The sequence below is a fragment of the Bacteroides sp. MSSM.1001136sp1_RTP21357st2_D2_RTP21359_211015 genome (assembly GCF_040913205.1).
Lineage (GTDB): Bacteria > Bacteroidota > Bacteroidia > Bacteroidales > Bacteroidaceae > Bacteroides > Bacteroides ovatus.
Genome location: NZ_JBDFVF010000018.1, coordinates 34,504 through 48,024 on the forward strand (window position 1 = coordinate 34,504; position 13,521 = coordinate 48,024).

The 13,521-nt window shown below is 43.7% G+C and carries 7 protein-coding genes; 3 read left to right on the top strand and 4 right to left on the bottom strand.

The genetic code is table 11. The annotated features are described in order from the left end of the window. Positions 1 to 34: 34 nt before the first annotated feature. Positions 35 to 1,531, top strand: coding sequence for a pectate lyase (locus AB5217_RS12855; RefSeq protein WP_032844445.1), 1,497 nt, complete (start codon positions 35 to 37; stop codon positions 1,529 to 1,531). A 144-nt stretch (positions 1,532 to 1,675) separates the two neighbouring features. Here AB5217_RS12855 and AB5217_RS12860 read toward each other — a convergent pair whose 3' ends face one another. The 4 genes from AB5217_RS12860 to AB5217_RS12875 all read right to left on the bottom strand — a co-directional run bounded on the left by AB5217_RS12860 (position 1,676) and on the right by AB5217_RS12875 (position 10,664). Then, positions 1,676 to 6,211, bottom strand: coding sequence for a two-component regulator propeller domain-containing protein (locus tag AB5217_RS12860; protein WP_022199668.1), 4,536 nt, complete (start codon positions 6,209 to 6,211; stop codon positions 1,676 to 1,678). Between the two features lie 165 nt (positions 6,212 to 6,376). Continuing rightward, positions 6,377 to 8,125 carry a pectinesterase family protein gene (locus AB5217_RS12865; protein WP_032844442.1) on the bottom strand — a complete coding sequence of 583 codons (1,749 nt, stop codon included), beginning with the start codon at positions 8,123 to 8,125 and terminating at the stop codon, positions 6,377 to 6,379. A gap of 358 nt (positions 8,126 to 8,483) precedes the next feature. Continuing rightward, positions 8,484 to 9,455: a pectinesterase family protein gene (locus AB5217_RS12870; RefSeq protein ID WP_004309409.1), complete on the bottom strand. Its 972-nt coding sequence runs from the start codon at positions 9,453 to 9,455 to the stop codon at positions 8,484 to 8,486. A 9-nt stretch (positions 9,456 to 9,464) separates the two neighbouring features. Beyond that, positions 9,465 to 10,664 carry a glycoside hydrolase family 88 protein gene (locus AB5217_RS12875; protein ID WP_032844441.1) on the bottom strand — a complete coding sequence of 400 codons (1,200 nt, stop codon included), beginning with the start codon at positions 10,662 to 10,664 and terminating at the stop codon, positions 9,465 to 9,467. Between the two features lie 301 nt (positions 10,665 to 10,965). Here AB5217_RS12875 and AB5217_RS12880 point away from each other — a divergent pair, with 301 nt between their 5' ends. Continuing rightward, positions 10,966 to 12,372 carry a PTS galactitol transporter subunit IIC gene (locus AB5217_RS12880; RefSeq protein WP_004301502.1) on the top strand — a complete coding sequence of 469 codons (1,407 nt, stop codon included), beginning with the start codon at positions 10,966 to 10,968 and terminating at the stop codon, positions 12,370 to 12,372. Between the two features lie 64 nt (positions 12,373 to 12,436). Further along, on the top strand, positions 12,437 to 13,357 hold the full coding sequence (gene kduI, locus AB5217_RS12885) for a 5-dehydro-4-deoxy-D-glucuronate isomerase (protein ID WP_004324875.1): 921 nt from the start codon (positions 12,437 to 12,439) through the stop codon (positions 13,355 to 13,357). The last annotated feature ends 164 nt before the right edge of the window (positions 13,358 to 13,521 follow it).

Genomic DNA, 13,521 nt, shown 5'->3' on the forward strand with positions numbered 1-13,521 from the left:
TTTAGTAAATTCGAACCCAAATGATAAATTAGTAATGAAAAAGAATATATTAGCAATCTGTAGTTTGATATTGGCTTTTCCTCTAGTGGGACAAGCCATGCAACCTGCCATTTCGGTTGAAAAAACATCAAAGGACTATCCTACCCCGGATCGTTCCAAAGTTCTCGCCTTCCCCGGTGCCGACGGAGCAGGAAAATATACCACCGGTGGTGCCGGAGGTGCTGTATACACTGTTACGTCCCTGGCAGACGACGGTTCGGAAGGGACACTTCGCTGGGCTATCAGCAAGAAAGGTCCCCGCACCATTGTCTTTGCGGTTAGCGGAATTATTGAACTACAAAAAGCATTAAAACTCAGCAATGGTGATGTGACCATTGCAGGACAGACAGCTCCGGGTGATGGCATTTGCCTGAAAAACTATACATTCTCTATTCAGGCAGACAATGTTATCGTCCGTTTCATCCGTTCCCGTATGGGAGTCGACATCAAACAAAAAGGTGACGACTCAATGAATGGTACTAAAGCGCACCAAAACATTATCATAGACCACTGCTCCATGAGTTGGTGTACGGACGAATGTGCCACATTCTATGATAACCGTAATTTCACACTTCAGTGGTGCATCATCAGTGAAAGTCTCGCCAATTCTATCCACGAAAAGGGAGCACATGGTTATGGGGGTATCTGGGGTGGACAACCTGCTACTTTTCACCATAACTTACTCGCCCATCACACTAACCGCACACCCCGTCTTTGCGGAAGCCGTTATACGGGTCGTCCGGAAGATGAAAAAGTGGAATTATTCAATAATGTGATTTATAATTATGGCAGTGACGGTGCTTATGCCGGTGAAGGAGGTTCCTACAACTTTATCAATAACTACTATAAACCGGGACCTTTCAGTGCGACAAAAGGTTCTTTCAAACGCTTGTTTACAGCGTATGCCGATGATGGCAAAAACAACAATAAAGCAGGTGTTCATGGTGTATTCTATTTCAAAGGTAACTATATGGATCCTACCTGTCCCAAACTGACCGATAAGCAGAAAGAGGCTCTTTATAAAGTGAATATGGATAACTCTTACGGACTGGTTATCAAAAAGGACTTTGCCACAGAAAAGGAAGTACTGTCTAAAAAAGCATTTGACATAGCCGAACATACTTCTTTGCAACCTGCCAAGAAAGCCTACAAAGATGTTCTCGAGTTTGCCGGTGCTTCATATCGCCGTGACGCCATAGACCAACGCATCGTAGATGAAACTCTCAAAGGCACTTATACTTACGAAGGTTCTCACGGAAGCACGAATGGAATGATTGACCAACCGTCTGATGTAGGAGGATGGCCGGAATATAAATCAGAAACAGCACTTGTTGATACAGATGGTGATGGTATTCCCGATGAATGGGAAAAGAAACACAACCTTAATCCCAATGATCCTTCAGACGGAGCCAAATATACATTAAGCCCGGAATATACAAACCTAGAAATGTATATGAACAGCCTTGTGAATCATCTATACCCTAAAAAATAATTTCGGATAACCAAGATGAGGGTAAATGTATCGGAACTCTCATAAACAAAAAATCACCCTCGCCACAGATAGTTGTAGTGAGGGTGATTTCGATAAAAGGGGAGCTTTGAACATCCCCCTTTCTATTTCTTTCCTTTCCTATTATTATCTCCCCACTCTATCCCGATACTCTGTAGGCGTCATTCCAACCTGTGCTTTAAAGCATTTACTGAAATAACGCGGATCATTAATGCCGACCATATACGAAATCTGGGTCATATTAAATTCTCCGATTTCTATTAATTGTGTAGCCCGCTTGATACGCATTTCTTTGATAAATTCAATCGGAGCCAATCCGGTAAGTGTTTTCAGCTTCTTGAAGAAGACAGAACGGCTGACAGCCAGTTCCCGAACCAAATCATCTACCACCAGTTCTCCATTATCCATGTTCTGCTCCATCAATTCAATCAATTTATCCATAAACTTACGGTCGTTGGGAGACATTTCGAGAGTTGTAGGTGGAGTTTCGGACACATCTTCTTCAGCAGACGGCATATCCGTAGCCACAGGCACTTCCTCCTGACCGGTAGAAATATTGATATGCATCAGACTATCCCGGTAGAAACTTTGCAGTTTCTTACGCTGCATCAACAGATTTTCCACACGTGCTTGCAGATAGGTAGCACTGAAAGGCTTCGTTATATAATCATCCGCACCATATTCCAATCCCTCCAGTTTGCTTTCAATCGTAGTTTTGGCAGTAAGCAAAATGATAGGTATATGGCTGGTCGTCATATCCGCACGCAGTTCACGCGTCATTTCGATACCGTCTTTTTCAGGCATCATCACGTCACTGATGATAATATCCGGCAGGTACTTCAAAGCCTTGTTTGCCCCCTCCTTACCGTCAGCAGCTTCCACCACCCGGTACATCGGAGAAAATATACTGCGCAAGAATTCACGTAACTCCTGATTATCTTCGACTAACAGCATCAATTCTTTGGAGTTCTCTTCTTTCGCAAATTCTTCCCCATACACATCATCAATCTTCTCCGAATCATCGCTTACCAACGTTTCAGACTGAATGGAAGAATTGGCAATATCCACTACCTGTCCCATTCTTGCCGGAGCATCCGCATCTTCCAGAATAAACTCGGCTTCCTTATCGTAATGTTCTTTTCCCTTGAGGAAATCGACTTTGAAGCAACTCCCTTCTCCCAAATGACTATCAACGGAAATAGTCGCTTTATGCATTTCCACCAACTCTTTCACCAATGAAAGTCCGATACCCGTACTAGCCTGATTGAAAAGATTCTTATCTACCAGATTCTCAAAACGGACAAACAGTGACTTCTTTTTGTTTTCTGCGATACCGATCCCCTGATCTTGCACACCGATAGAAACTGTCTTTTCATCTTCCCGGATAAACATCGTAATCATCTTGCCATTCGGCGTATATTTAAATGCATTGGAAAGCAAATTGAATACAATCTTTTCCAGCTTATCGGCATCCACCCAAAGATAAAGATGTTCCTTTTCGGTCTGGAACAGGAAATCAATCCGATGTTCCTCGGCCACAGCTTCAAAATTATCCATCACCTTACGGACGAAAGGTACAATATCCACCCGCTGCACCTGCATCTTCATCTTCTTATTCTGAATCTTGCGGAAGTCCAGAATCTGATTGACAAGACGGAGCATCCGATTGGTGTTCCGTTCAACCACCACTAACTGTTCGCGAGCATCAGCCGGCAATTTATCATTCTTCAAGACCTGCTCCACCGGACCAGCTATCAACGTAAGCGGAGTACGCAACTCATGCGATATGTTAGTAAAGAAACGCAGTTTTATATCTGAAATCTGCTGTTCGACCGAAACTTCATGCTTCAACCGATAAATAGTAAACAGGATATAAACGGCTACGAGAATAATAATCAGAATAAAAAGAACATAAAGCACATAAGCTACCGGCGTCTCCCAGAAAGAAGGCAGAATAACAATGTTCAGTATACGTTCATTATCCACCCACACACCATCACTATTCGTTGAACGAACACGGAGCACATACTCTCCTTTCGGAAGATTCGTATAAGTCACACTACGCTGCTTGTCGGCAAAAGTCCATTGTTTCTCAAATCCGTCGAGAATATAAGCATACTGTATATTCTGCGGATTAGTATAATCGAGTGCAGCGAAGTGAACGGAGAAAATATTCTCTTTGTGTGAGAGCACCAATGGGTCGGTATCGTCAATATCCACCTTCAACAAGGAGTTATCTCCGGGCGTAATATCCTCATTAGTCACCATCAGTTTGGAGAATACGATAGGTGGGATATAGCTACTCTTACGAATAGAGTCGGGATTAAATATAAAGACTCCCCCACTGGCACCGAAAAGCATACTTCCTTTAGCCGTCAATGTGGAAGCCGCTTCACTAAAGCGCACTGGGAAAGTAATACTACGTTCGTCGTAACTTTCAAAACGTTCTTCAGACGGGATAAATTTACAAATTCCATTCTCCGTACTAATCCATAAATTCTCCTTACTATCTTCGCGGGCAGAAAGCAAGACGTCGGAAGGAAGACCGTCCAGTACGGAATATGATTTGAACTCTCCGTGGCCGTCCTTACTGATAGATATCAGTTTGTTGAGTCCCCCACCGAAAGTAGCCAGATACAGTTCCTTTTTCTTAGTGGAAATAATCCAATGGACATCATTATTACTCAGACTTTGCGTATCGTTCGGCATACGGGAGAAATGATAAAACTGCACATCCTCCGGTTTCTTAAAGTTCTCATCAAAAGCAACAGCTCCCGTAGTTGTACCTACCCACAGGCGTCCATTATTATCGGAAGTAATGAAACGCGCTTTGTAGCAAGGATCAATCGGATACCCTTTCAGATTATTCCGGTGATTGATAAACAATGTCTTTCCTGCTTCATTCTGCGTGATATAATTGATACCTCCGGCAAAAGTAGCTACCCAAATACGACCATAATGATCTTCATAGATACAATACACATTATTATCGCTCAAACTGTACATATCCTCTTCACGATGAAGATAACGGGTCAGTTTATAAGACATTCCGTTGGAAGAAGTCGGCTCGGCACGGACAAGTCCGTCTCCTTTTGTTGCAATCCAGATGATTCCTTTCGAATCCTGAATAACAAAATAAACAGTTCCCAACATGGGAGTACCGGTAGTAGAAACGATGCCGCTTTCGGTCAGGTATCCTTTATAAGCTTTATCGGCATCATACATACGAAGCATACCATCTTTCAAGCCAACCCACAGATTACCCAGTTTGTCTTCGCACAGGGCACGTACCTCATTATGCAATGATTCATGTTCATGCGGCATGGGAGTCATCATCGCAAAAGGTACATTCCGATAAGTCACCTTCTCCAATCCCTTGGAGTGGGTGCAAAGCCATAAATTACCTTGTTTGTCGGAGAAAGCCGAATGAATCTTATTGGAAAAACGCCAGTCACGACTACCCAGTCCATTATAGAAAGGAACCAATCGTTTTTTTTGAGGATCGAAGTAAGAGAAACCTCCTCCATAAGGGTGTACCCAAAGATAACCGTTTACATCTTCATGGATATGGAAGGCCGGACGGGAACGTTCAGGATTACTGTATTCAATAAGAATCTGTTCACGGGTCACCACTCTGGTCGAGGGATTAAAATGGGCTACAACACCCGGTTCTTCCTGCTCGAACCACACTTCCGAAGAACGGTCTACATAAGCAGAAAGGATTGGTTTTGCGGGTAAAGCCTTACAAGTCAGGAATGAGTAATGCACATTTGTTTTGGTCCGCAGGTTATAAGTAAAGAAACCATCCGAATCGGTAGTAATTACAGAAACGTCCGGTGCAACGGGGTGAATGGAAGTGATCTGCCCTTTTGTAGGAAGTTCGATCAACGTAAATTCTCCGCTATCTTTCTGATAAGACCAGATACGTCCCTGATCCGAAGCAAAGCAGATGTCCTTATCCCGCTCCTGTACTGCATAGAAAGCCTGATTCATTCCGCCAAACTTTCCTTTTGTCTCCGTGAAATAGGAATCCGGTTCTTTCTTTCCGGGATGGATCATGCCGAGGCCGTTGTCTGTTAACAGCCAGTCATTGCCTGCTTTATCCTGATAAACTTTGAATACATGTAAAGAGGGAAACAGTTCCGTCTTACTGGAATAAATATCCCATGTCAGGCGATGATTCTCATTTGGATGAGTCAGGATGCGGATAGCTCCGTCATTTTCTGTCAGCAGCCAGACGGTTCCGTTCGGCATCACCTCAATGGTATGCACATTGAAAGCACTCCCCTCCTCTCCGGCAGCAGGTACTTGTTCGAAAGTCTCTGTCTTCGGGTCGAAACGATGGACACGATTATCATAAGTCAGTAGCCACAAAAAACCATAACGGTCTTCATAGATACGGTCTACGCGATTATTGGTCAGACTGATGTAATTTCCCTGACGAGCCTTATATGTTTTGAAGGTATAACCGTTGAAACGGTTGATTCCATCCCAAGTGGCAAACCAAAGGTTGTCTTTGTGATCTTGCAAGATGTTCATCACCGTATTTTGGGACAATCCATCTTCAGTAGAATAGTGGGTGAAAAAACAGTGCTGCTGCGCATGTGTCGAGAACACAATAGCTAGCAAAAGAATTACTGAAATTAAGGTTTTCTTCATCATATAACTAGGTTCTGTGCCGTAAAGATAGAAAAATAGTTGTACTTTTATGCAATCTTTAGCGGCTATTTAACAGAATCGAACCATTCTATAGGACAAGTGATCTATTGTCTTTTATATATCCATTGTTTTTTGCTTAGTAATTCATTTCTTTACATATTCGTCAAGTCAACGTTTCACTGTTATCAGTTTGTTTCCGTCCGCTACCGGACCCCATCCATCTTCGCCTGCCAGTACAGTCGTAATCTCGTATCCTTGCAGGTTTTTCAGTTGTTGGGAGAAAGCGGCACGCGCTTTCGGATTGGCTCCTTCGCCCCGACTCTCATATTCGGCATAGAAGACTGTATTTTCGTTCTCTTTCTTGCCCCAGTTATTCCAACCGACAGGGAGAATGTGTTTACCTAGTTCGCAACGGATAAATACAGCTTGCGCATACGGACGCCAGGGACGAGACAGATATACTTTTGTAGCTTCCGGTTCCGCAGTCAGTTTGCAATCATAGAATACATAGCCATATTTTTTTCCTTTATCTGTAGAGGGAGCGGTGACATAACCATCCCGTTTGCTATGAATGTGACAACGGTTGAAAACAGCCGTAGACCAGCCGAAGATAAAATCAACCGTTCCTTCGATGTAGCAGTCTTCATAATATTGGCGGCTTTGCTTGCTGTATGTATAGAGGGTATCTTGGAAGCCGAGGAAACGACAGTTCTTAAAATAGACACGATCGGCAGATACGAAACAGGCAACTGCTTGTCCTACGGGACCTGATGAGTTCTCGAATGTGATATTCTCCGCATAAAAATCGGGGGCATAGATGTAACAGCTGGACGAACCGGAAGTTCCCATGTTCTCGCCGAATACATTTTTCTTGTTTGCAAAACCGTCATAAGTCAGTATCGCACCGTCTTCTCCAATCAAAGAGATATTAATCTTGGATTCAGGGATGATGAGCTTCTCTTTATAAGTTCCTTTACGAATCAGGATAGTGGTACGAACGTCTTTGCGAAAATCGGGAACAGCATTGATAGCTTCCTGCACGGTAAAGAAATCACCGCTACCGTCTTGGGCCACTACATAATCGAATTGACGGATATATTTCGCCAGTTCCGGAATTTCCTTGCCGATGGCATCCACTGCCAGTCCGGCAATTGTTCGTGCTCCGTATACGTTTAAATGAGTATTGTCTTCACGACCTTTCGGGAAAGCCGGCACCTGATTGGGTTCGACAAACATGAATAGTTTCTTTGATTCTACAGGTCCAAGTCCCTGCACCAGGTCATGAGTAATCTTGTTCATGTCGATGAAAGTCACTCCCAGTTCTTTTGCCACATTGCGGGGAGCATCCAGATAGGCACCATGCGTATCAAATAAAACGGTTCCCTCTTTCGGTTGTTCCTTTTCCCCCGGTGTACGGCGGACATCTTTTGCGATGGCATCATCCTTCGGCTGCACAAAGTTTCGACGGACGATAGAGTTGAACAATACCGGAATTCCACCTTTGGCGCGGGTTTCATTCACATACCGACGAAGAATTTTATCAAAAGTACTACCCGGATCGGTGTGACGGGTAGAGTCTGCTTTCTCATCATTATGGCCGAACTGGATAAAGACATAATCTCCTTTCTTCACCTTAGAAATTACTTTTTCCCAGCGTCCTTCGCTGATAAAGCTCTTGGAACTTCGACCGTTGGCTGCATGATTGTCTATCCGTATGTCTTCGGAGAAGAATCCGGGAAGTACCATTCCCCAACCACGTTCGGGATTTCCTCCGTCTATTTTCTTGTTAGCCATTGTCGAATCACCTATCATAAAGATAGTGACGACCGGTTTGTCTGCACGAAATGCAGAAAAAAGAATAAGAGCCGTTGCAAGTAGCCCTACCATTTTAACCCTAAGTGTTTTCATATTCTTCATCCCCTCCTATGAGTTTTATTTTTTGTTTTTATCTGCCACCTGCAACGTTTTGCTCATATCTTACTTGCAATCAACCGATTGCAGCGTTGCAGATACTGTTGCAGATACCGTTGCAGATGTTTATCTGCAACACCTTATATAATCCTGTTTTGCACGCAGACAAATTCAGTTTCCACGTATAGGAACTACAGTTTCCCCGGTAAGAAACGCTAGTTTCCACGTAGAGATACGACAGTTCCCACATAGGGAAACTGCAGTTTCCTGCCTTGGAACGGGAATTTCAAGCCAGGAAAGCAAATGCCCAAGCCCGGAAACAAAAATTTCAAGCTGCATAAACAGTCGGAAAACCTACGTATTTTTATTTATAGGGATACCAATTACTGCTTTCCTTAAAGATATTTTGCGGAGTATACTTCATTGCCTCCTTATTTGTCAACTGTTTAGCCCATGCCACACGCCCGGAAGTATCTGCACCCGCACCCGTATTTCCGAATTCGGCATAACGGGCTGTCTTTTCGTTCTCCGGATTCTTCCAATTGTGCCATCCTTCGGGACGGATATGATTACCAAACTCACAATTGATAAAGACCGTTGCCGCATAAGGACGCCACGGACGACCCAAATATACTTTTTTCACTCCCGGAGCGGCTGTCAGCTTACAGTTTTTAAATACATAACCGAATTCTTCACTTTGAGGAGTAGAAGCGGCAGTGATATACGAATCACGTTTACTATGCAGTTCGCAATATTCGAATAGAGCAGTGGAAGGACCAAAAATAAAATCGGTAGTTCCCTCGATATAGCAATTCGTGAATAGAAGGCGCGCTCCTTCGGTTCCTGTATAAATAGTATCCTGATTTCCCAAGAAACGACAGTTGACAAACATCAGTCTGTCACCTTCGGTGTGAAGAGCTACTGCTTGCCCCAGTGGAGCCGCATTATTTTCAATCGTCAGGTCTTTGAAAGTGATGTCATTCCCTTCCACTTTTACCGTATAGGTGCGGAAAGTACCCATCTTATTGATATTGGCATGGTCATCATAAGTGATAATCGTTTTTTCTGCGCTTTCGCCCACTAATTGCACATTCTTCACCCAAGAAGGAATGACCAGCTTTTCTTTGTATATACCATTCTTGATATAGATCGTCACCGTATAATCCATAAAAGCGCGGACAGCTTCCACGGCTTCCTGAATGTTACGATACTCCCCTGTCCCGTCGCGTGCCACGACTAATGTGTCTTTGCGTTGCTGTTGTTGTGCATAAACAGATGTTGCTCCCACACCCAGTAGAAGCAAACACATCATTCCTTTAAAAATACTCCTTTTCATTGTCGGAAATTACTTTTGTAAACGTTCGTATTCCAAGCTAGCCATAATAAAAGGTCCTACGGCTTTAGGATCGTTATTGCGGATAGTTTCATTAATATAATAGTCATAATCGCCGGAACGATAGACCTTTCCTCCCAATCCTGCCACTGCACAAGCCTTGGTGATGGTTACCAATCCGTTCTTGTCCACTTCGATAAAATTCTCCAGGAATCCTTTGTAGCCTTTCAATGCCACATCCAGATAAGACTTATCAATATATCCCAAACGAACCGCCTTAAAGAGCGAATAAATAAACATAGCGGAACAGGAAGATTCTACGTAATTACCCTTATCACCACTCCGATCCATCACCTGATACCATCCTCCGGTCTTCGGGTCCTGAAGTTTCTTCACCTGCACAGCTACATTATTCAATATATCAAGCAGGGAATCTCTTCCGGCTTCATGCTGCGGAATAAATTCGAGCACATCCACCAATGCCATCGCATACCATCCCATTGCACGTCCCCATGTATGTTTCGACTGTCCGGTCACCGGGTCCGCCCAACGTTGAGTGCGGCTTACATCGCACGCATGACGATAAAGACCATTTTTAGGATCGTACGTATGACGGGCACAAGTGACAAACTGGTTGATTACATCTGCATAGTCCTGCGGAAGATTATTACGGAATGCATATTCCGCGTAGAAAGGAGCTCCCATGTAAATTCCGTCCAGCCACATTTGGTGGGGATAAATCTTTTTATGCCAAAAACCACCGTCCTCATTACGCGGTTGTCCTTCAAACTGGCTATAAAGCAGGTCGAGTGCTTTCTTATATTTAGGATTCTTGGTCTGCTCATAGATACGGAAAAGGATTTTTCCGGAGTTGATACGGTCAAGACTGTAATCGGTTAATTTATAAGCGGTAATGCTTCCGTCCTCGTGCACCATTGTATCCGCATACGCGATGGCGTAATCGCGAATTTTCTTGTCGCCATAAGCGTCGTACACATCGAGCATGGCTCCCAGTTCAAGTCCGTGGCAATAATCCCACTTCAGTTTCGGCTGAAAGTCGAGCTGCCAGGATTCGGGGTAACGGATCATTTCCGATTCAGTCAGTCGTACAGACCAGGGAAGCTTGCTGTCTACCTGTTGTGCCGATACGGAAGCGGTCATTGTAACCAATAAAGCCACTATAAAAAAATTATAAAAAGGAGTTCGTCTCATGGTTTGTTATTTTAAGGATTCAACATAGTCTTTTTTCACGCTACGAAAGTAGTGTTTTTCCTCTAAACCCAGTGGGATTTTTTAGTCAAGTAGGTGCATTTTTTGTTTTTCGTGCACGGAAACGACTAATTTTGTGCACGCAAACGTCAAAAATGTCCATTTTTGATGCAATATCTCATAAATTAAGAGTTTCATTTTGGAAGAAAGCAAAAAAGGTCTTACTTTTGGCACGGTTTACAACTAATACCCTCTGGGGAAACACAGGTAATTTATCATTAAAACAGAGAAAAAATAGAACAGAATGGAAGAAGTATTTAAGTACATTATCGGTCTTGGAGCGGCAGTAATGATGCCAATCATTTTCACGATTTTAGGAGTATGTATCGGTATTAAACTTCCCAAAGCGCTGAAGAGCGGTTTGTTGGTTGGTGTCGGTTTCGTTGGTTTATCAGTAGTGACGGCATTGCTCACCAGCAGTCTGGGTCCGGCATTAAGTAAAATGGTTGAAATCTACGGATTGGAATTGGGAATTTTCGACATGGGTTGGCCTTCTGCTGCGGCGGTAGCTTACAACACTTCAGTCGGTGCTTTCATTATCCCTGTTTGCTTGGGAGTTAACTTATTAATGTTGCTTACCAAAACAACCCGTACCGTCAATATCGACCTTTGGAACTATTGGCACTTCGCATTTATCGGTGCTATCGTCTACTTTGCTTCCGACAATATCTATTGGGGATTCTTCGCTGCCATCATCTGTTACATCATTACACTGGTAATGGCTGATATGACTGCTCCTGCTTTCCAGAAGTTCTATGATAAAATGGACGGTATCTCTATTCCTCAACCGTTCTGCCAAAGTTTCGTTCCGTTTGCTATTGTAATCAATAAACTATTGGATAAAATTCCGGGATTCGACAAGCTGAATATCGATTCTGAAGGTATGAAAAAGAAATTCGGATTGATGGGTGAACCGCTGTTCTTGGGTATCGTAATCGGTTGCGGTATCGGCGCATTGGGTTGTGCCAGCTGGAAAGAAGTATTGGATAATATTCCGGGCATTTTAGGACTGGGTATCAAGATGGGTGCGGTGATGGAATTGATTCCACGTATCACCAGCCTTTTTATCGAAGGTTTGAAACCGATCTCTGACGCTACCCGCGAACTGATCGCTAAGAAATATAAGAATAACACCGGATTGAGCATCGGTATGAGCCCTGCATTGGTTATCGGTCACCCGACTACCCTGGTGGTATCTCTGCTGTTGATCCCTGTCACTATCTTCCTGGCTGTTATCCTTCCGGGCAACCGTTTCTTACCGCTGGCTTCTCTGGCAGGTATGTTCTACCTGTTCCCGATGATTCTGCCTATTACAAAAGGTAACGTAGTGAAATCATTTATTATCGGCCTGGTGGCATTGATTGTAGGTCTGTATTTCGTAACAGGACTGGCAGGCTTCTTTACACTGGCTGCTAAAGATGTATACGAAGCAACAGGCGACCCGACAGTAAACATCCCCGCCGGTTTTGAAGGCGGCGCGCTTGACTTTGCTTCCAGTCTCTTCTGCTGGGGTATCTTCCACCTGACTTACAGTCTGAAGATTATCGGCCCTGCCATCCTCGTAGCACTAGCACTCGGAATGGCTATCTACAACCGTATCCGCATGACTAGAAACGACGCAAAGAACGCATTGAACAGTAATAAGGAATAAGTCGAAAAGCCTTTAACTGATAATAAGTAGTATATAATATATAACTCAATAAAAAACTCGAAAGATGAAAAAATTAGCAATTGCAATGATGTTGGGTATCGCAGCAATGTCTGCCTCCGCCCAGGTGAATTACAAGATGCAAGTGGCTTGCAGCCCGCAAGACGTGAAAACGTATGATACTAACCGCTTGCGCAGTAGCTTCCTGATGGAAAAAGTTATGGTTCCGAACGAAATCAACGTTACTTATTCTATGTACGATCGTCTGATCTTCGGTGGCGCAGTACCTGCAACAAAAGAATTGGTACTTGAAACAATCGACCCGTTGAAATCTAAATTCTTCCTCGAACGCCGCGAACTGGGTGTCATCAACATTGGTGGCGAAGGTATCGTAACCGTAGACGGTAAAGAATATACGCTGAAATTCAAAGATGCCCTGTACGTAGGTAGAGGCAAGCAGAAAGTGACTTTCAAGAGCAAAGATTCCAGCAATCCTGCCAAATTCTACATCAACTCGGCTACTGCCCACAAGGAATACAAGACTCAATTGATTACTATCGACGGACGTAAAGGTTCTCTGAAAGCAAACTCATTCGCTGCCGGAAAGCTGGAAGAAAGCAACGACCGCGTTATCAACCAGTTGATTGTTAACAACGTACTTGAAGAAGGCCCCTGCCAACTGCAAATGGGATTGACTGAACTGAAACCGGGTAGCGTATGGAACACCATGCCGGCACACACTCACTCTCGTCGTGTAGAAGCATACTTCTACTTCAATGTACCGGAAGGAAATGCTATCTGCCACTTCATGGGCGAACCTCAAGAAGAACGCGTCGTATGGATGCAGAACGAACAAGCTATCATGTCACCGGAATGGTCTATCCACGCTGCTGCCGGAACAAGCAACTACATGTTTATCTGGGGTATGGCAGGTGAAAATCTCGACTACGGAGACATGGACAAGATCAAATATACAGAAATGCGCTAACCGTTGCGTATTCCTGTATGACATATAATTTTTCAGACGCAGATAACGCGGATAGCACGGATCAAAAATAAGAATCCGCATTATCCGCGTCATCTGCGTCTAAAAGATTAGACTCATTTGCTCTTGATTCACAAACTCGTTTATCTTCTTTCTGTATTACCCCC

Excerpts from the sequence above, each read along its gene's own strand:
- AB5217_RS12855 (WP_032844445.1), top strand. The coding sequence starts at position 35 with ATGAAAAAGAATATATTAGCAATCTGTAGTTTGATATTGGCTTTTCCT.
- AB5217_RS12860 (WP_022199668.1), bottom strand. The coding sequence starts at position 6,211 with ATGATGAAGAAAACCTTAATTTCAGTAATTCTTTTGCTAGCTATTGTG.
- AB5217_RS12865 (WP_032844442.1), bottom strand. The coding sequence starts at position 8,125 with ATGAAGAATATGAAAACACTTAGGGTTAAAATGGTAGGGCTACTTGCA.
- AB5217_RS12870 (WP_004309409.1), bottom strand. The coding sequence starts at position 9,455 with ATGAAAAGGAGTATTTTTAAAGGAATGATGTGTTTGCTTCTACTGGGT.
- AB5217_RS12875 (WP_032844441.1), bottom strand. The coding sequence starts at position 10,664 with ATGAGACGAACTCCTTTTTATAATTTTTTTATAGTGGCTTTATTGGTT.
- AB5217_RS12880 (WP_004301502.1), top strand. The coding sequence starts at position 10,966 with ATGGAAGAAGTATTTAAGTACATTATCGGTCTTGGAGCGGCAGTAATG.
- kduI (WP_004324875.1), top strand. The coding sequence starts at position 12,437 with ATGAAAAAATTAGCAATTGCAATGATGTTGGGTATCGCAGCAATGTCT.